At 73.9% G+C, this 18,031-nt stretch carries 18 protein-coding genes and 1 pseudogene; 8 read left to right on the top strand and 11 right to left on the bottom strand.

Annotation, left to right across the window (positions count from 1 at the left end; genetic code table 11):
• On the bottom strand, positions 1–639 hold a 639-nt coding region (locus ACFPBZ_RS25500), incomplete at its 3' end, for a sigma-70 family RNA polymerase sigma factor (protein WP_378038926.1).
• Positions 640–732: 93 nt separating this feature from the next.
• On the opposite strand from ACFPBZ_RS25500, the gene ACFPBZ_RS25495 reads away from it, so the two are divergent.
• Entirely contained in the window at positions 733–1,218 is a 486-nt protein-coding gene (locus ACFPBZ_RS25495; protein ID WP_378038925.1) for a carboxymuconolactone decarboxylase family protein, read from the top strand.
• Positions 1,219–1,238: 20 nt separating this feature from the next.
• Here ACFPBZ_RS25495 and ACFPBZ_RS25490 read toward each other — a convergent pair.
• Positions 1,239–1,421 (bottom strand): annotated as a pseudogene (locus ACFPBZ_RS25490) (helix-turn-helix domain-containing protein); the annotation flags it as partial.
• Positions 1,422–1,590: 169 nt separating this feature from the next.
• Positions 1,591–2,094 carry a winged helix-turn-helix transcriptional regulator gene (locus ACFPBZ_RS25485; RefSeq protein WP_378038924.1) on the bottom strand — a complete coding sequence of 168 codons (504 nt, stop codon included), beginning with the start codon at positions 2,092–2,094 and terminating at the stop codon, positions 1,591–1,593.
• A 73-nt stretch (positions 2,095–2,167) separates the two neighbouring features.
• On the opposite strand from ACFPBZ_RS25485, the gene ACFPBZ_RS25480 reads away from it, so the two are divergent.
• Together ACFPBZ_RS25480 and ACFPBZ_RS25475 are read left to right on the top strand one after the other, a co-directional pair.
• Positions 2,168–3,604, top strand: a complete 1,437-nt coding sequence (locus ACFPBZ_RS25480) for an MFS transporter (RefSeq protein WP_378038923.1) — start codon at positions 2,168–2,170, stop codon at positions 3,602–3,604.
• On the top strand, positions 3,549–4,073 hold the full coding sequence (locus ACFPBZ_RS25475) for an OsmC family protein (RefSeq protein WP_378038922.1): 525 nt from the start codon (positions 3,549–3,551) through the stop codon (positions 4,071–4,073). The genes ACFPBZ_RS25480 and ACFPBZ_RS25475 overlap by 56 nt, the downstream gene beginning before the upstream one ends.
• Before the next feature lie 100 nt (positions 4,074–4,173).
• On the opposite strand, the gene ACFPBZ_RS25470 is transcribed toward ACFPBZ_RS25475, so the two are convergent.
• Together ACFPBZ_RS25470 and ACFPBZ_RS25465 are read right to left on the bottom strand one after the other, a co-directional pair.
• Positions 4,174–5,820, bottom strand: coding sequence for a globin domain-containing protein (locus ACFPBZ_RS25470; RefSeq protein ID WP_378038921.1), 1,647 nt, complete (start codon positions 5,818–5,820; stop codon positions 4,174–4,176).
• A gap of 459 nt (positions 5,821–6,279) precedes the next feature.
• The gene (locus tag ACFPBZ_RS25465; RefSeq protein ID WP_378038920.1) at positions 6,280–6,978 is read right to left on the bottom strand and encodes a hypothetical protein; all 699 of its coding nucleotides are present in this window, start codon (positions 6,976–6,978) and stop codon (positions 6,280–6,282) included.
• A 420-nt stretch (positions 6,979–7,398) separates the two neighbouring features.
• Here ACFPBZ_RS25465 and ACFPBZ_RS25460 point away from each other — a divergent pair, with 420 nt between their 5' ends.
• Positions 7,399–8,874, top strand: a complete 1,476-nt coding sequence (locus tag ACFPBZ_RS25460) for a nitric oxide synthase oxygenase (RefSeq protein ID WP_378038919.1) — start codon at positions 7,399–7,401, stop codon at positions 8,872–8,874.
• Positions 8,875–8,916: 42 nt separating this feature from the next.
• Here the strand turns inward: ACFPBZ_RS25460 and mftM are convergent, their stop codons facing one another.
• The 4 genes from mftM to mdo form a co-directional block, all read right to left on the bottom strand.
• Positions 8,917–9,855, bottom strand: a complete 939-nt coding sequence (gene mftM / locus ACFPBZ_RS25455; protein WP_378038918.1) for a mycofactocin oligosaccharide methyltransferase MftM — start codon at positions 9,853–9,855, stop codon at positions 8,917–8,919.
• Between the two features lie 15 nt (positions 9,856–9,870).
• Positions 9,871–11,415 carry a VWA domain-containing protein gene (locus tag ACFPBZ_RS25450; RefSeq protein ID WP_378038917.1) on the bottom strand — a complete coding sequence of 515 codons (1,545 nt, stop codon included), beginning with the start codon at positions 11,413–11,415 and terminating at the stop codon, positions 9,871–9,873.
• A 98-nt stretch (positions 11,416–11,513) separates the two neighbouring features.
• Positions 11,514–12,800 (bottom strand): AAA family ATPase, encoded by a 1,287-nt coding sequence (locus ACFPBZ_RS25445; RefSeq protein ID WP_378038916.1) that lies wholly within the window; start codon positions 12,798–12,800, stop codon positions 11,514–11,516.
• Between the two features lie 90 nt (positions 12,801–12,890).
• Complete coding sequence (gene mdo, locus ACFPBZ_RS25440; protein WP_378038915.1) at positions 12,891–14,183, bottom strand: NDMA-dependent methanol dehydrogenase; 1,293 nt, start codon at positions 14,181–14,183, stop codon at positions 12,891–12,893.
• Positions 14,184–14,430: 247 nt separating this feature from the next.
• Here mdo and ACFPBZ_RS25435 point away from each other — a divergent pair, with 247 nt between their 5' ends.
• Positions 14,431–15,129: an SDR family NAD(P)-dependent oxidoreductase gene (locus tag ACFPBZ_RS25435; protein WP_378038914.1), complete on the top strand. Its 699-nt coding sequence runs from the start codon at positions 14,431–14,433 to the stop codon at positions 15,127–15,129.
• Positions 15,130–15,164: 35 nt separating this feature from the next.
• Here the strand turns inward: ACFPBZ_RS25435 and ACFPBZ_RS25430 are convergent, their stop codons facing one another.
• Positions 15,165–15,554 carry a GntR family transcriptional regulator gene (locus ACFPBZ_RS25430; protein ID WP_378038913.1) on the bottom strand — a complete coding sequence of 130 codons (390 nt, stop codon included), beginning with the start codon at positions 15,552–15,554 and terminating at the stop codon, positions 15,165–15,167.
• A gap of 7 nt (positions 15,555–15,561) precedes the next feature.
• On the bottom strand, positions 15,562–16,140 hold the full coding sequence (locus ACFPBZ_RS25425; RefSeq protein ID WP_378038912.1) for an acyl-CoA-like ligand-binding transcription factor: 579 nt from the start codon (positions 16,138–16,140) through the stop codon (positions 15,562–15,564).
• A 172-nt stretch (positions 16,141–16,312) separates the two neighbouring features.
• Here ACFPBZ_RS25425 and mftA point away from each other — a divergent pair, with 172 nt between their 5' ends.
• Genes mftA through mftC form a run of 3 tightly spaced genes read left to right on the top strand, consistent with a single transcriptional unit; the run spans position 16,313 to position 17,939 of the window.
• Positions 16,313–16,405 carry a mycofactocin precursor MftA gene (gene mftA, locus ACFPBZ_RS25420; protein ID WP_378038911.1) on the top strand — a complete coding sequence of 31 codons (93 nt, stop codon included), beginning with the start codon at positions 16,313–16,315 and terminating at the stop codon, positions 16,403–16,405.
• Positions 16,405–16,713 (top strand): mycofactocin biosynthesis chaperone MftB, encoded by a 309-nt coding sequence (mftB, locus tag ACFPBZ_RS25415; protein ID WP_378038910.1) that lies wholly within the window; start codon positions 16,405–16,407, stop codon positions 16,711–16,713. Before mftA ends, mftB begins: the two co-directional genes overlap by 1 nt.
• Positions 16,714–16,724: 11 nt before the next feature.
• Entirely contained in the window at positions 16,725–17,939 is a 1,215-nt protein-coding gene (mftC, locus tag ACFPBZ_RS25410) for a mycofactocin radical SAM maturase (RefSeq protein ID WP_378038909.1), read from the top strand.
• Positions 17,940–18,031 lie beyond the last annotated feature (92 nt).

Genomic DNA, 18,031 nt, shown 5'->3' with positions numbered 1-18,031 from the left:
GGCGTTGGCCGTCGCGAGCGACACCGCGGCCGGGTCGGCCCGCAGGACGACGTCGGGGTCGAGCACGGCGAGCAGCGCGCCGAAGTCGCCGTCGCGGGAGGCGGCGAGGAACGCCGCCACCACCTCGCGCCGCCGGGCGAGGTCGTCGGCCCCGTCCGCGGCCGCGCCCCCGCGGACCCGTCGCCGCGCCCGGCTCGCGAGCTGGCGGGTGGCGGGGACGGAGCGCTCGACGATCGGGGCGATCTCGTCGAAGGGCAGCCCGAACACGTCGTGCAGGACGAAGGCCAGGCGCTCGGCCGGGGCGAGGGCGTCGAGCACCAGCAGCAGCGCCGGTCCCACCGCGTCGGCGGAGACGGCGAGCTCCTCGACGTCCGCGTCGTCGTGCAGCTCGTCGGAGGCCGGGTCCTCGGGGTGCGTGCGGCGGGTGCGGAGCAGGTTGAGCGCGAGCCGGGCGACGACCGTGGTCAGCCACGCGGGCAGGTCGACGATGGCGTCCGGGTCGTCCTGGCGGGCCAGGCGCAGCCACGCCTCCTGCACGACGTCCTCCGCCCCGTCCGGCCCGACGAGGCGCCGGGCGACGGCGAGCAGGTGGGGGCGGTGCCCGGTGAAACGGGCGGCGAGCGATCCGGTCGGGTCCATCGGTCACGTTCCTCCGCGCGTCGGTGTCACCACCCTGACCGACCGGCCCGGCGGAACGTGACCGGGCCGGCGGTCCGACCCCGAGGAGTCCTCATGACCACCACCGTCACGCCGCGAACTCCCGAGGCGCGCATGCCCAACCCCGCCGGGCTGGTCCCGGGCGCGGGCGAGGCGGTCGGCGCGCTGGCCGCGGCGGCCCACGCGGGCGGGCTCCCGCCGAGCCTGCTCGACCTCGTCCACCTGCGGGTGTCGCTGATCAACGGCTGCTCGTCGTGCGTCCTGGGCGGCACGCGGTCGGCCCGGGCGGCCGGGGAGACCGAGGACCGGCTCGCCACGGTCGGCGCCTGGCGGGAGGCCCCGTTCTTCACCGACGCCGAGCGCGCGGCCCTCGAGCTGGCCGAGCTGGTCACCCGGCTCGCTGACCGCGGCGACGCGGTCCCCGACGCGGCGTGGGACGAGGCGAGGAGCCACTTCGACGAGCGCGGGCTCGCCGCCCTGCTCCTCTGGATCGCCACCTCGAACCTGTTCAACCGGCTCAACGCGCCGGTCCGCCAGGTCGCGGGCACGGGGTGGGCGTAGCCCCTGTGAGCACTAATCCGCCCCTGGACACGGTGCGGGGCGCGGGAACGCGGCGCCAACCCCGCGCTGCCCTCGGTCTTGAACCGGGCGAGCTTGACGTAGAACACCGACCGGGACACCCCGGCCTCCCGGCACACCCGGGCGACGTTGACCTTCTCCCCGGCCGCGGCCCGCGCGACCGCGGCCACCAGCGCTGGATCCATCTCGAACCCTGTCCCGCCCACACCCGGACAGGCTGCTCACCACCGTGACCAGCCCACCCGCAGGGGCGTACTCAGTGTCCGCGATGTGCTGAGACATCAACTGTCCGGGAAGTCCTGAGCACAGACACCGCCCCTGGACACGGATTAGTGCTCACGTGCCTCCGGCACCTCAGGGCAACGGCGTCAGCAGCCGGTGGGGGGCGCGCAGGGCGACGCTGACCGGGTCGTCGCGCCGGGCCTCGTCGGGACCCTCGAGGGGCCGGACGACGAGGTCGAACGGCGCCGGCACCGTGCCGCACGTGGGGCAGGACCCGTCGGTCGCGGTGTCGGTGCCGCAGGCGGCGTGGGCGAAGCGGCGGACCGTGCCGCCCGCGTCGCGCTGCGCCGCCTCCCCGAAGGCCGCGAGCGCCCGGAGCGCCGGCCACAGCGGGTACGCCGCCTCGCACACGCGGTAGGACCCGTCGTCCTGGCGGAGCAGGCCGGCGGCGACCAGCCGGGCGAGGCGGTCGGCGAGCACGGCCCGCGGGACGTCGAGCCGGGCGACGAGGTCGGCGAAGCGGTGCACGCCGAAGAAGCAGTCGCGCAGCACGAGCATCGTCCAGCGGTCGCCGACCACCTCCAGCGCCCGGGCGATCGCGCAGTCCTGCTGCGGATAACCCTGGCCGAGAGGCATGCCCGACAGGATAGTTCAATGACCGAACCAGGCCGTGCTAGCGTCCCGGACCGTGCGGTCCCCTACGCGATCCGTGTCCCCCGGCGCCACCCTCACCGTCGCGGCCGCCGCGACCTTCCTCGCGCTCGTCGCCTTCACCACGCCGCTCGCGACGCTGCCCGCGACCTCCGCGGCGCTGGGCACCGGCCCCGAGGGCCAGGCCTGGATCCTCAGCTCGATGAGCATCGGGCTCGGCGTCGCGCTGCTGCCCTCCGGCGCGGTCGCCGACGACCTCGGCCGGCGCCGGGCGCTCGTGCTCGGGTGCGTGGTGCTCGCCCTGTCCTCGGTGGTGTGCGCCCTCGCACCGAGCACCGCGGTGCTGGTGGGCGCCCGGATCGCCGCCGGGATCGGGGCGGCCGCCCTCGTCGCGGCGAGCCTCGGGCTGATCGGCCACACGTTCCCCGCGGGCACCCCGGAGGCGCGCACCGCGAGCGGCGTCTGGGGCGCGGCGCTGGGCGGCGGGATCGCCGTCGGGCCGCTGCTCGCCACGGGCGCGGAACGGCTCGCCGGCTGGGCGGCGTCGTACTGGCTCGAGGCGGTCCTCGCGGCCGCGCTCGCGGTGGCGGCGGCGCTGCTGCTCGACGAGTCGAGGGCCGAGACGCCCCGCCCGCTCGACGTGCCGGGCGTGGTGCTCCTCGCCGCCGGGGTGGGCGTGCTGCTGACCGGGCTCGTCGAGGCCCGCAGCGGACCCTTCCGGACGATGCCCGTGACCCTCGTCGTCGGGGGCCTCGTCCTGCTGGCCGTGTGGCTGGTCGTGGAGCACCGGCGCGAGCACCCGATGGTCGACCCGGAGCTGTTCCGCTCCCCGCGGTTCCTCGCCGTCACGCTCGCCGCCCTGGCCACGGGCCTCGGGATCATCGCGGTCTCGTCGTTCATGCTGAGCGTCACCCAGCGCGCCCTGGGCGTCGCGGCGGTGCTCGCGGCCGTGATGCTCCTGGCCTGGTCGGGGACGAGCGTCGTCACGTCCCTGCTGGCCCGTCGGCTCCCGGCGTCGGTCAGCGGCCGGATACAGCTGGGCGTGGGCCTCGTCGTCATCGCCGGCGGGGAGGCGCTCCTGCTCGGCGCCGCCCCCGGCGACTCGGCGTGGACGTTCGTCCCGGGCCTGCTGGTGGCCGGCATCGCCAGCGGGGTGGTCAACGCCGCGCTCGGCCGCGAGGCCATCGCGAGCGTCCCGCCGGGGCGCGGTGCTATGGGCAGCGGCGCCAACAACACGGCGCGCTACGTCGGGTCGGCGATCGGGACGACGGTCGTCGCGGTGGTCGCGACCCGACCCGGCCTGCCGGCCGGCCCGGTCGGTCAGCTGGCCGGGTTCGACGACGCGGTGCTCGTCGGGGTCGCGTTCACCCTCGTCGGCGCCCTCGCGGTGTTCGCCTGCCGCCCTCGCACCCGACCGGCCGAGAAGGCAGACTCGGGGCATGGACAAGGCAGCGCTCGCCGAGACCCAGGGCCCCCTCAAGCAGCAGTACCGTGACGACCCCGAGTCGGCCGTCGTCGTCCTGAAGGCCGACGGCGACCTCGACGGCTCGGGCATCGCCTGCCGTGTGCAGACCGCGCAGGCGATGGTCGAGGCCGGGCTGCACCCGGCCACCGGCGGCACCGGGGAGCTCCTCTGCTCCGGCGACATGCTGCTCGAGGCCCTCGTCGCCTGCTCCGGGGTGACCCTGCGGGCGGTCGCGACGTCGATGGGCGTCGACGTCCGGGGCGGGACGATCCACGCCGAGGGCGACCTCGACTTCCGCGGCACCCTCGGGGTCGCGAAGGACGCCCCGGTCGGCTTCCGCGCGATCCGGCTCTCGTTCGACCTCGACACCGACGCGGACGCCGACACCCTCGCGACGCTGCACAAGCTCACCGAGCGGTACTGCGTCGTCTACCAGACGCTCGTCCGCTCGCCCGAGGTCACGCTGAACCTCGACACCCGCGAGACCGCGCAGGCCTGACCCGCGCCCCGACGGAGCGAACGGCACTCTCGCGCACATAGAAGCAGCGAGAGTGCCGTTCGCTTCGGCACCAGAGCCGTCCCGACGAGGCCCGCGGGCGTCAGTCGGTGTGGTAGGGGTCGTAGTGGATCTGCAGGAACGGGGTGCCGGCGTCGAGCATCGCCGAGACCGTCGAGCGCACCATGGGCGGTGAGCCCGCGACCACCACCTGGCGGTCGGCCCACGCGCCGTAGCGCGCGACGACCTCGGCGAGGGTGCCGGTCTCGGCGCCGTAGCGGCGACCGTCCTCCTCGACGACGGGGACCACCGTGAGCCAGGGGTTGTCCTGGGCCATGCGGCGCAGGGTGTCGATGTCGTAGAGCGAGCTCCACGTGCGGCCGCCGACGAACAGCGCGACCTTGCGGTCGGACCCGTCGACCATCAGCTGCTCGATGAGCGAGCGGGCCGGGGCGAGGCCCGTGCCACCCGCGACCATCAGCAAGTCGGCGCGCGAGCGCGGGTCGAGCGTCATCTGGCCCATGGGCGGGCCGATGCGCCAGACGTCGCCGACGCGGGCGTGCGACACGATCGCCCGGCTGACCCAGCCGCCCGGGACCGTGTGGACGTGGAACTCCATCACGCAGTCGGGCCCCGGCGCGTTGGCCGGCGTCAGCGAGCGCCACATGCGCGGGCGCTGGGGGGTCTCGACCGAGACGTACTGCCCGGCCAGGTAGGGCACCGGCTGGCTGGTCTGCACCCGCACGATCGCGAGGTCGGGGGCCACGCGGCGGTGCTCCATCACGCGGGCCATCCACACGGCGGGGCCGCGCTCGGCGTCCGCGGCGTCGCGCATCGCCTGGGAGACGACGCCGTAGGCGCCCACCCAGGCCTGCTCGACCTCGGGGGTCCAGAGCCGCGGGCCCGCGATCTCGCCGAGGGCGCCGAGCAGCGCCTGGCCGACGCGGTCGTAGTGCTCGCCGATGACGCCGAACTTGCGGTGGTCGCGGCCGAGCTGGCGCAGGAACACCGTCAGCTCGTCGGGCCGGTCGACCATCTGCACGACGTGGATGAGCGCGCGGAGCAGCCGGGTCCGCTGCAGCTCCATCGTCACCGGGAAGAGCTCGCGGGTCTCCGGCGCGATGCGGAAGAGCCACCCGTAGAAGAGCTGGGTGAGCTCGTCGGTGCGCGAGCTGACCGCCTCGAAGCTGGTGCGGATGATCGCCACCATGTCCGCGGCGTCGTTCGACGAGCCGGCGTCCCGCGGGGCGGGGAGGCCGGCGTCGGGCACGTGGTGCGAGCCCAGGGGGGAGGACATCGAGCTGGTGCGGGCGGGCTCGTAGGGCTCGGGGGCGGAGTGCCCGCCGGCGAAGCCGGTGCCCTGGTAGCCGCCGCCGGCGTAGTCGGTCCCGGCGTAGCCGCCGGTGGCGTGGCTCGCGGTGTCGTAGCCGCCGGAGTAGCCCCCGGAGGGCAAACCGCCGGAGGAGTAGCCCCCGGGGGAGTAGCCGCCCGCGCCGGGACCGCCGGTCTCGTAGCCACCGGTCTCGTACCCGCCCGGCTCGTAGCCGCCGGTCTCGTAGCCGCCCGGCTCGTACCCACCGGAGCGGTGGCCGCCGCCGAGGAGGCCCGGGTCCTGGCGGGACGCGGGCACACCGGCCGGCGGGAAGGCGGTCGTTCGCGACGACGGCGGGGGCGGGGGGACCGCGCCGCGGCCCAGCGGATGGCTCATGGAGGTCCCGTCGTCGCGGCGGTCGTCGGCGATGTCGAACACGGCGTCGTCGGGGTCGTAGGACCCGGAGCCGAAGGGGGCACGGCCCGGCGTCGCCGGGCCCGGGGGGTCGAGAGGTCCGGCGCCGGACGACCCGTAGGGGCCACCCGCCGGACCGCGGTCGAGTGCTGCTGCGCCCCACCCGGTGCGGTCACCGGTCGTCCAGGCGTCGTGGTGAGGACCCTCAGGTCCGGCGGAACCGTGACGCCCCGCGTCCGGACCGTTGTTCCTCGCTGCCGTCACGCCGGTCGACTCCTCATCTCGCGATGACTCGCTCGCCCCCCGCCGGGCCACCCTAGCGGTGGGCACTAGGACGCGACGCTACTCCGCGTTCGTGCCCGGTCGTCCTGGGTGGCGGGATGTGCGGTCAGCGTACGACCACGACCGGTGAGTGGTGATGACGCGGGCCACCATCGGGCGACGAGTCGATCGGCGTGTCATCCGTCGTCGGAACCCGACCGCTCAGTCGTCGGACGGCTCGGGGGTCTCCTCCCCGACGAGGGTCGACGGCTCGAGGTCGGGATCGGCGGTGGTCGGCAGGGTCGAACGCTCCGCGACCGGACGGGCCCTCGCGGTGGAGGTGGGGCGGTCGTCGTCGGTGTCCGGCGCGGTGGAGCGCGGGGTGGCCGACCGCGTGACCGTGGGGCGCCCGGTGGTGGTGCGCGGCGTCGAGGTCGTCCTCGGGGGCCGGGCGGTGCGGGTGGTGGTCGTGGCCCGGGGGGTCGTCGTCGAGGTCGGGGCCCGCCCCGACGAGGGACGGGCGGCGATCCCGGCCCGGACGCGGTCGTCGGGCCGGATGAGGTCCTCGCCCGCCACCGCGGGGTCGAGGTCGGCCGCGGTGGGCTCGACGGTCTCGTCGCTCGTCGTCGGGACCAGGGGGGAGGCGGGGTCGGCGAGAGCGGGGGAGGGGCTGGCGGGCAGCTGGCCCTCGGTCCCGGTGGGGGTGAGGCCGAGGGCGAGGCCCACGCCGCCGACGGACAGGGCGCCGAAGGCGGCCACCGCGGCGGGGACGGCGAGCGAGCGCCGGCGGCGGGTCCGCCGGGCCCGGGGCGCGGCCTCGTCGAGCAGGGCCGCCATCTCGTCGGCGCGCTCGCGCAGCTCGGCCGGGCGCACGCGACGGTCCCGCCGGGCGGTGCCCGCGCTGCTCCTGCGTCGGCTCACGCCACGTCCTCCCGCCGTCGGATCGTCACGCTCGGTCGGCGGGACGATTACTGCCGGTCGCCGGTGAGGGTGCCAGAGGGGACGGGGTCGGCGGGGGTCCACCCGTCACGGACCGCACGGACGAGTGACGCTCCGTGAGAGCGTGCCTCCCTCTCCCCAGTGGCGGGGGACCCCCTACAGTGGTCGACCGTTACTGGTCACGGCGAGGTGTCGACGTACCCGGGGTGGATCACGATTGCGCCGAACAGTCGATCGTGACACCCCGAAGAGCTGAAGATTTGGGTCCGAACGGCTAGATCCGCTCGTGGGTCCGGCGGGTGAGGATGGAAGAGCGGGCGCGCGGGGGTCCGGCTCGGGTCGTCGGCGGCATCGCCGGGCGGTCGTCATCGACAGCAGGACCTGTGAGCACACGGAGGTGGCATGGCGCGCGGGATGGCCACGATGGCCGTCGTCGGGACCACGGCCGAGGACGCGGCCGCAGGTCCGGCGACGCCGGTGAACGGGACCCCGGCGGTCGCCGCCCCACCCGCGACGGGAGCCGACGTCACCGTCCCCGAGTCGCGCGGACGTGCCGATGCGGGGGTCCCGACGACGCCGCTGGTCGCCCCGGTCGCCGGAGCGCCGGTGGACGCGGTCGCCGCGCCGACCCTCGCCGCCCCGACCGTGGCCACCGCCGCCGAGCGGCCCCGGCCGCGGCCTCAGCCGGTGGCCGAGCCCGCTCCGGCGGCGCCCGTCGTCGCGCCGGTCGACCCGGCCGAGGCCGAGGAGTTCCTGCGCCTCTTCCACACCGAGGCCGAGGAGCCCGGGGCCACGGCCGTGAAGGGGGTCGCCGCGCGCGCGGCCTCGTTCGAGGAGCGCCTGGCCGAGGTGCGCGACGAGATCGCCCGCACCGGGACCTACGTCCACACCTCCGCCGAGCTCACCTTCGGCGCCCGCGTGGCGTGGCGTCAGTCCGCGCGCTGCATCGGGCGGCTCTACTGGCGCAGCCTGCACCTGCGCGACCGCCGCCACGTCGTCGCGCCCGACGAGGTCGCCGCCGAGTGCGTGGGCCACGTCGACGAGGCCACGCGCCGCGGCCGCATCCGCTCGACGATCACCGTCTTCGCGCCCGACACCCCCACCTCGCCGGGCCCGCGCGTGTGGAACGAGCAGCTGATCCGCTACGCCGGCTACCGCACCGGCGGCCGGGTGCTCGGCGACCCGCGCTACGTCGGGTTCACCGACCACGCCCGCACCCTCGGCTGGGTGCCGCCGTCGCCGATGGGCCGCTTCGACGTGCTGCCCCTCGTGGTCTCCGGCGGCGGCTCCTTCGCCGCCCAGGGGCCGCAGATCTACGAGATCCCGCCGGAGAAGGTCCTCGAGGTCGACCTCGAGCACCCCGACCACCGCTGGTTCGCCGACCTCGGGCTGCGCTGGCACGCCCTGCCGGTCATCAGCAACATGCGCCTCGACATCGGCGGGGTGTCCTACCCGGCCGCGCCGTTCAACGGCTGGTACATGGCCACCGAGATCGGGGCCCGCAACCTCGCCGACGCCGAGCGCTACGACATGCTCGCCGAGGTCGCCGGGAAGATGGGCCTCGACACCTCGAACGACCGCACGATGTGGCGCGACCGGGCCGCGGTGGAGCTCACCCTCGCCGTGCAGCACTCCTTCGACGTCGCCGGCGTGTCCATGGCCGACCACCACGGCGAGTCGGCGCGCTTCCTGCGCCACCTCGAGCGCGAGGAGCAGTCCGGGCGCAAGTGCCCGGTCGACTGGAGCTGGATCGTCCCCCCGATCTCGGGCGGCCTCACCCCGGTGTTCCACCGCTACTACGACGAGCCGACCGACACCGGCCCGATGTTCCGGATGGACCCGGTCCAGGCGGCGCGGGGCCAGGGCTGTCCCATGTGAGTACTCGTGAGCACTTTCCGGGGCCATAGCCCCGGAAAGTGCTCACGGGCGGAGCACCAGCCAGCCCCCGTGGTCGTCGGACACCCGGTACGGCACGCCCGCCCGCTCGCCGAGCCCGACGAGGTCGTCGGCGGTGAAGCGGCGCAGGTGCCCGTACACCGGGTCGGGCACCTCCTCGTAGGGCACCGCCACCACCACGCGCCGGCGGGCCACGCGCACCGCCTCGTCGACGACCGCGGCGGACTCGCTCGCCGGCAGGTGCTCGAGCAGGTGGATCGCGGTGACGGTGTCGACCGCGTCGTCGGCCAGCGGGACGGCGCGGGCGTCGCAGGCGAGGGTGCGCAGCCGGTCGCGGGCCGCGGGGACCGCCCCGCCCCGGGCCACGGCCGCGAGCAGGGTCATGGTGCCCACCGTGTGGTCGGTCGCGACCACGTCGAGCCCGCGCTCGGTCATGAGCAGCGGCAGGAACCCGAAGCAGGAGCCGAGGTCGGCGACGGTGCTGCCGACGACCTCGTCGAGCGCCCGGGCGTGCACCGGGGCGAAGCCGGCGAGCGACGCCTCGGGCGGCCCGGCGACGGGCGCGGAGCCCGGGTGGCGCAGCACCGCGAGCGAGTTGGCGTAGAAGGTCGACCACGCCGTCAGCGGGTCGCCCACGGTGGAGCGCACGATCCCGGTCACCACCCGCTCGAACAGCGGCGCCGAGTCGACCACGGCGCCCAGCTCGGCGGCGACCACCGTCGAGACGTCGTCGTCGAGCTCGTCGGGCCGGAAGCGGTGCAGCACGAGCAGCCGGCCGCCGGGGCGGTGCACCTCGAAGTGGTCGGTGACGAGGTCGGGGGTGCGGGCCTCCACCAGCCGGACGGGGACGGCCGCCCGGTCGCGGTGGCAGACCACGACCGGGCCGTTCTCCCACCGGCCGGGGTGCGCCGGGGCGAGGGGGTCGATGCGCGCGGTGCCGGCGGCCGGCGGGGTCAGCGTCATGGCGTCGTCGTCACCTCAACGCCCGATCATCTCCGCGGCCATGTCGTGGCTGACCTCCGAGAGCCCGGTGAGGTCCCGCACGACGCGGATGCGGTCGACGAACTCCGCGTACCGCGGCAGGTCGCAGGCGCCCAGGCCCCAGGAGTAGCGGGGCTCCGGGGTCAGCCAGATCGTCTCCCGGGCCCGGCGTGAGATCTCGGCGAACGCCTCGATGTTCGGGTCGTTGCCGTTGCCCCGCCCGTCGCCCAGGACGATCACCGTGGAGCGCCGGTTGACCGCCGAGGCGTGGTCCTCGAGGAAGGTCCCGAAGGCCTCGCCGTAGTTCGAGTTCGCGTCGACGTCGAGCATGTCGCCGCCGAAGATCAGCCCGAGCGCGTCCTCGACCGTGTGGTCGGAGAAGAGGTCGGTGACCTCGACCAGCTCGCCGACGAACGCGAACGAGCGCACCTGCCCGAACATGTCCTGCAGCCCGTGGACCAGGTGCAGGGTGAACCGGGCGGTGGCGCGGACCGACAGCGACACGTCGGCGAGGATCACCAGCCGCGGCTTGTCCTCGGTGCGGCTCACGGTCACCGGGGTGAACGGGATGCCGTCGAAGCGCATGTTGCGCCGCATCGTCCGACCGGCGTCGATGCGGCCGCGCGGGGACTGCCGACGGCGGTGGGTCAGCGCGCCGTGGAGGGTCTTCGCGAGCCGGCGCAGCGAGTCCTCGAGCTGCTGGCGCTCGTGCTCCTGGGCGCGGTCGACCTCGGCTCGCCGGGCGTCCTCGTCGGCGTGCCCGCCGTCGATGACCCGCTGCTCGATCTCCATGAGCCGCTCGAGGTGGGCCTTGATGGCCGCCGGGAGGTTCTCGAGCATCCCGGCGAGCCGGCGGCGCAGCGCCATCGCGTCGGTCTCGTCGCCCTCGGTGTCGATGCCGTCCTCGACGCCCTGCAGCCACCCGAGCAGGGCCTCCTGCTGGGCGACGTTGAGGTCGGCGTCGACCTTCGTGCCCGACGCCGTCGCGATGTCACCGGGGAGTCCGCCGCCGTGCAGCCGGTCGGTCTCGATCTGGACCTTCTCGCCGGTGTTCGTCTGGTCGGTGGCGCCGTCCTTGGAGAAGACGATCTCGTCGGTCATCGCCGCGAGGTCGATCTTGTTGGCCTCCTGGTGCAGGTTGTACTGCTGGGCCATGTCGTCGGGATCGAAGTACTGCTTGATGTCGACCGGCTTGCCGTGGTCGTGGCCCTGCTCCGGGGTCTCCGACGGCTCCTCGGAGATCGTGAAGTTCTCCAGGGTCCCGTCGTCGGTGAGGTCCTCGTGGCCGTGCCCGTGACCGTGGCCGGTCTCCGACTTCCCGATCTTCACCAGCGCGAAGAACGCGTCGAAGATCTCGTCGAACGTCGCCTGGTCGCGGATGTCCTTGACCAGCGAGACCTGCAGCGCGGCCTTGAGCGTCGGGCGGTCGGCGAGCACGCCGGGCTCGCGGGCGCAGCGCATCGCGTCGAGGACCTCCGAGGTGGAGACCCGGACCTGGCGGATGCGCAGGAGCCGCACGAAGCGGTGGATCGTGGCCTCCATCGAGGCCTCCTTCCTGCTGGGCCGGACCCGGCCGGAGCGAACGGCACGTTCGCTGCTTCTCGGCGAGCGAGAGTGCCGTTCGCCCCGGCGTGGAGGTCCTAGAGGGCGCGCTTCTTGCCGAGTCCGAACGAGCGGCTGCCCTGCGAGGGGCTCACCGGCCGGGGCTTGACCCCGAGCTCCTCGGCGCGGCGCGCGGCCTCCTGGGCGTCCCGCCCGGGGGCGCCGTAGGTGCCGGCGTGCCGGCCCTCCCGGTCCTTCGCCGCGCGGATCGCCCGGCCGTCCGGGCCGTCGTCGGGATCGTCGAGGACGGCCGGCGCCGGGCCGGCCGAGCGGCCGTTGCTCGGGGCGTCGTTGCCGGAGGGGGTGTGGCTGTGGTCGCCGTCGTGGCCGTGCCCGTGGCCATGGCCGTGCCCGTGGGCGTCGTCGATCGTCGCGTTGGGGTCGACGAGGCCGGGCAGCGCGTTGAGCGCCTTGGTCACGTCCTTGTCGTACTTCACGACGACGCTGACGGTGTCGGCGAGGACCTGCGCGTTCAGTTCGTCGATCCCGAGCACCGCGAGCGTGCGTGCCCAGTCGATCGTCTCCGAGATCGACGGCGCCTTGCGCAGCTCGAGCTCGCGCAGCCCGCGGACGACCTCGACGAGCTCCCGCGCCGTGGCCTCGGGCAGTCCCGTGTCCTTGGAGCGGACGATCTCGAGCTCGCGCTCGGCCGTGGGGTAGTCGAGGAACAGGTGCAGGCAGCGCCGCTTGAGGGCGGCCGCCAGGTCGCGGGTGTTGTTGCTCGTCAGGATCACGTAGGGCTTGTCGTCCGCGACGAACGTGCCCACCTCGGGGACCGAGATCTGGAACTCGCCGAGGGTCTCGAGCAGCACCGCCTCGAGGGCCTCGTCCGCGCGGTCGACCTCGTCGATCAGCAGGACCACCGGCTCCTCGGAGCGGATCGCCTGCAGCAGCGGGCGCGCCGCGAGGAAGCGCTCGGAGAAGAACACCGAGTCCTGGGCGCCGATGCGGTCGACGGCGGTGGGGATGTCGGGGGCGTCCTCGACGACCTGCCCGATCTTCTCCCGCAGGATCTGGGTGTAGAGCAGCTGCTTGCCGTAGTCCCACTCGTAGAGGGCCTTGGTCTCGTCCTGGCCCTCGTAGCACTGCAGGCGCAGGAACCGCCGGCCGGTCGCGGCCGCGAGCATCTTCGCCAGCTCGGTCTTGCCGACCCCGGCGGGTCCCTCGAGCAGGAGCGGCTTCTCCAGCCGCGTGAGCAGGAAGACGGTGGTGGCCAGGCGCCGGTCGGCGATGTAGCCCTGGGCCGAGAGCGCCTCGACGACGTCGTCGACGGAGGAGAAGGGGCCGCTCGAATCGGTCGCGGGCTGCTCGGACGTGCTGGTCACGCGGTGGTCCTTCCGGCGGTCGTGCGGTACGGGGGTGACGCGCCGGTGCCCGGCGGGACCCTGAGAGTCCCACCGGGCACCGGGTACTGCTCAGCTGAGCAGGTCGTCCAGGTCGCCGTTGAGGCAGTGGTCGACCACGGGGCGCACCGTGGTGAAGGTGCACTCCTTCGGGTTGCCCGGGGTGCAGGCGTCGCCGAGGACGTGGTTGGTGATGCGGTCCACGTCGGCGTCGTTGCCCGTGATGGTCTTCTCGTTCTCGTAGAACTTCGTCGGGCCCTGGCCCAGACGGTTCTTCGAGTACGAGTCCTGGGTGACGTCGGTGAACTTCTCCGGGATGCCCACGTCGCGGAGCAGGCGGATGGAGGCGGCGAGCGCGGCCTCCGCGGCCTGGACGTCGGTCATGTGCGTGGTGTCCACGCCCATGGCCGTCGCGATCTTCGCGAAGCGCTTGTAGGCGACCGGCATGTTGAACGCCCACACGCGGGGGAGCGCGATGGCGTTGTTCAGGCCGTGGTGGGTGTCGTAGAAGGCCGACACCGCGTGCGAGATCGAGTGGATGATCCCGAGGCCACCGGAGTTGAACGCCTGGGCGGCGATGTACTGCGCGTACATCATGCCCTCGCGGCCCGGGAGGTCCTGGCCGTTCCACACCGCGGCCCGGAGGTTCTCCGCGGTGAGCTCGATGGCGCGCAGGGCGTTGCCGAGGCTCGGCTCGAAGTTCAGGCGCGAGACGTAGGGCTCACTGGCGTGCGCGAGGACGTCGAAGCCGCACTGGGCGGTGAAGTCGATCGGGCAGTCGAAGTAGAGCACCGGGTCGTCGATGGCCAGCGTGGCCACCGAGTTGTCGTCGAACGCGACGTACTTGTGGGGGTTGTTGGGGTCCGTCGTCGTGTCGGTGATGACGTAGGCCCAGGAGGTCTCGGAGCCGGTGCCGGCCGTCGTCGAGACCGCGATGTGCGGCGGGTTCTTCGGGTTCTCGGACTGGTTGAAGCCCTCGAACTCGTTGACGTTGCGGCCGTCGTGCGCCACCGAGATACGGGCGCCCTTGCAGGCGTCGTGGCTCGAGCCGCCGCCGATGGAGACGAAGCTGTCACAGGTGTTCTCCTGGTACAGCTTCACCGCGTCCATGACGTTGTAGTCCTTGGGGTTCGACTCGACCTGGTCGTAGATGACCGTCTCGATGCCGTGCCACTTCATGGACTCGCTGATCTTGTGCACGATGTCGGTGCCGCGCAGGCCCGAGGTCATGATCAGCGTCTTCTTGAAGCCCATCTTGAGGGCCTCGGGACCGATGAGCTCGTGCGAGCCGGGCCCGAGCAGTGCCCGCGGGAAGGGGTGGAACTCCTTGATCGGGAACGGCTTGAGCAGCTCGTCGACCTGCATGTGGATCCTCTCGTCGTCGGGCGGACCCGCGTGGGAGCGGAGTCTGTCGTCCGGCGCGGACGCTAGGCGTGTGCCAGGTCACGGGTAAGTGCTGGACCGTGATCCCGTTCACGGAGCGGGGCGATCACCTGAACCTTCGGAGGGTTTCGGGTGCTGCCCTTCGTGCGGCGCTCGTCCTCCCGTGCAGGTGCCACAGGTTGGCGACAGCGGGGAGGGTTCGTCCGGACCTCGTCGGGAACTCGCCGGGATGGACACCACCGACCTCTCCGGACGCACCGCGGTGGTCACCGGCGCGAGTCGCGGCCTGGGTCGGGAGATCGCGGCCGGCCTCGTCGCGGCGGGCGCCGACGTGGTGGGGATCGCGCGGCCCGGGTCGGCGGTGCCCGAGGGCGTACGGGCCCTCCCGCTCGACCTCGCCGACGTCGACGGGATCGCCGCCGCGGTGGCCGACGTCGGCGACGTGGACGTCCTGGTCAACGCGGCGGCGGTGATGAGCGCACGGCGCTCGAAGACGCTGGAGATCTCGCTGGCCGACTGGCGCGACGTCCGGGCCGTCGACCTCGACGCGCCGTTCGCGCTGGTGCAGGCGTTCGTGCCGGGCATGGCCGCGCGGCGCTTCGGCCGGGTGGTCAACGTGTCGGCGTGCCTGGGGCGGATGAGCGGACCGGGGACCGCCGGGGGCCTCGCGCCCTACCGGGTGGCGAAGGCCGGCCTGAACGCGCTCACCCGCAACCTGGCCCACGAGCTCGGGATGGGCCGCAAGGGCGTGCTCGTCGACGCCACCTGCCCGGGGCACTGCCGCACCGACATGGGCGGCCCCGACGCGCCGCGCTCGATCGAGGAGGGCGCGGACACGGCCCTGTGGCTCGCCGGGCGCTCGGCGACGCTGAACGACCCGCCGCTGACCGGGCGGCTGTGGGAGGACCGCACCGAGGTGCCGTGGTGAGCACCTGTGAGCAGTAATCCGTGCCGGGGCACGGATTACTGCTCACCGGCCCGAAGGGCACCTCTGGCCAGGTCGAGCGCCCGCTCCGGCGGCACCCCGAGCTCCCGCATCCGCGCGGCGAACGCCCGGGCCGCCTCCCGGGCCTCGTCGGGACGGTCCTCGGACTCCACCACGAACGTCCCCAGCCGACCGCGGGTCTCCACCACGCCCGCCGCCTCGAGCTCGCGGTAGGCCCGCGCGACGGTGTTCGCGGCGAGCCCGAGGTCGACGGCCAGACGGCGCACGGCCGGCAGGCGGGTGTGCGCGGGCAGCTGCCCCGAGCGGACGAGCGCGGTCACCGACGCCCGGACCTGCTCGTAGGGCGCGACGGCCGACGACGCGTCGACGTCGATGAGGGAGGTCGGGTCCACCGACGGGGGAGTCATGGGGCGATCATCCGAAGCCGCGCCCGAGGTCGTCGAACGCCTCCTCCACCAGCGCGCCGAGCGTGCCCGCGTCGGCGCCCGGGGTGCTCAGCCACACCGTGAACACGCCGCGCATGGCGGCGACGACCACGCGGGCGAACACCTGCGGACGCAGCCCCGCGACCGGGCACCGCCAGCGGCGGGCGGCGTCGGCGGCGACGGTGCGCTCCCACGCCTCGTAGCGGACGGCGGCCCGCGCGGCCACCTCCGGCACCGTCTCGATCAGCGCGAGGCGGCGCAGCAGCACCGGGACGTCGGCGGGTGCGTAGGCGTTGACCTCGAGGAATGCCCGTCGCGCGGCGGTCACCGGGTCGACGTCCTCGGGCACCGCGGCGAGCGCGGAGACCAGGCCGGCCAGGGCGTCGTCGAGCTGCCCGAGGACGACGTCGAGCTTCGTCGGGAAGTACCGGAAGAACGTGCGGCGCCCGACGCCGCCGGCCGCGGCGAGGTCGTCGACCGTGACCGCGTCGAAGCCCCGCACGGTGAACAGCTCCAGCGCGACCGCCTCGAGACGGCGGGCCCGCAGGGTGCGAGTGGCAGACGTCACGACGAGGAGTGTCCCCCATCGAGGGACGCACCTCCTCGCGCGTAGCAAACGAGACGGCGGTCACGCCCTGCCCGATCGGTCGGCGTCGGCCCGTCCTCGCGGTCGTGGGAATGGCACCGAGTGCCACGTAGCGTCCTCCTCGCCCGAGGTCGCCCAACCCAGGAGGTTCGCCATGGCGGAGCCGAAGACCGACCAGGAGACCCCGCTCGTCGAGGAGACCCTCGTCGAGGAGGTCTCGATCGACGGCATGTGCGGCGTCTACTGATGACCGCGGCACCGATCGAGGACGCTGCGGCGTCCTCGGTCGGCGCCTTCGATCCCGCCCGCCCCCACCGGCTCTCGGAGTCGGTCTCGGTGCGGCCGGAGTCGTTCGGCGCCCTCGTCTACGACTTCCACACCCGGCGTCTGTCCTTCCTGAAGACCCGGCCGCTCGTCCACGTCGTCCAGGCCCTCGGCGACCACGACGACGTCCACGGCGCGCTCGCCGCCGCCGGCATCGACGACGCGGACCGCGACCAGTACCTGCGGGCCCTCGCCGGGCTGGCGCAGTCGGGCACGATCAAGCCCCGGTAGGGAGCCACCACATGAAGCTCGTCGAGCACTTCACCCACGGCCTGAACTCCCCGATCTGCCTGACCTGGGAGCTCACCTACGCGTGCAACCTGTCCTGCGTCCACTGCCTGTCCAGCTCCGGGCGGCGCGACCCGAACGAGCTGTCGACGGACGAGGCCAAGGCCGTTATCGACGAGCTCCAGCGCATGCAGGTCTTCTACGTCAACATCGGCGGCGGTGAGCCGACCGTGCGCAGCGACTTCTGGGAGCTGCTGGACTACGCGATCGCCCACGACGTCGGCGTCAAGTTCTCCACCAACGGCGTCAAGCTCGACAAGGCCCGGGCGGAGCAGCTGGCGAAGACCGACTACGTCGACGTCCAGATCTCCCTCGACGGCGCGACGGCGGAGGTCAACGACCACGTCCGCGGGCCGGGGTCCTACGACACCGCGATCCGCGCCATGGAGAACCTCCACGAGGCCGGCTTCGGCGCGTTCAAGATCAGCGTCGTCATGACGCGGCAGAACGTCGACCAGCTCGACGCGTTCAAGGAGATCGCCGACCGCTACGGCGCCCAGCTGCGCATCACGCGGCTGCGGCCGAGCGGGCGCGGCGCCGACACGTGGGACGAGCTGCACCCCACCCAGGCGCAGCAGAAGCAGCTCTACGACTGGCTGGTCGCGCACGGCGAGGACGTCCTGACCGGCGACTCGTTCTTCCACCTCTCGGCCTACGGCCAGGAGCTGCCGGGCCTCAACCTCTGCGGCGCCGGGCGCGTGGTGTGCCTGATCGACCCGGTCGGCGACGTCTACGCCTGCCCGTTCGCGATCCACGACCAGTTCCTCGCCGGCAACGTCCGCTCCGAGGGCGGGTTCCAGACCGTCTGGCAGGACTCCGAGCTGTTCGCCGAGCTGCGCGGGCCGCAGTCGGGTGGGGCGTGCACCAAGTGCTCGCACTACGACGCCTGCCAGGGCGGCTGCATGGCGGCGAAGTTCTTCACCGGCCTGCCGCTCGACGGACCCGACCCGGAGTGCGTCCTCGGCAACGGCGAGGTGGCGCTGGCGAAGCTGGAGATGGACACGGTCATCCCCAAGCCCTCGCTCGACCACTCGCACAAGAAGAGCCCGCGGTCGAAGAGCGAGCCGGTGCCGCTGACCCTCTCGGTCCGCCGGCCCGACAAGGCGTGCGACCCCGACCCCCTCGCCGAGGAGGGTCGCCGGCTCCCGGCCGGCATCAGGGTGAACTAGCAGGCTCCCCCGGTGCCGTGGCCCCGATCCGGGGCGCCGGGGTGATTCGACGACGGCCCGGTCCCCCTCTCCCGAGGGGGACCGGGCTCTCG

Origin of the sequence: Actinomycetospora atypica (genome assembly GCF_042653685.1) — a bacterium.
GTDB classification, from domain to species: Bacteria; Actinomycetota; Actinomycetes; order Mycobacteriales; family Pseudonocardiaceae; genus Actinomycetospora; species Actinomycetospora atypica.
The sequence above is the reverse complement of the archived record's forward strand: the minus strand, read 5'-3'. Positions and strand labels throughout refer to the sequence as shown.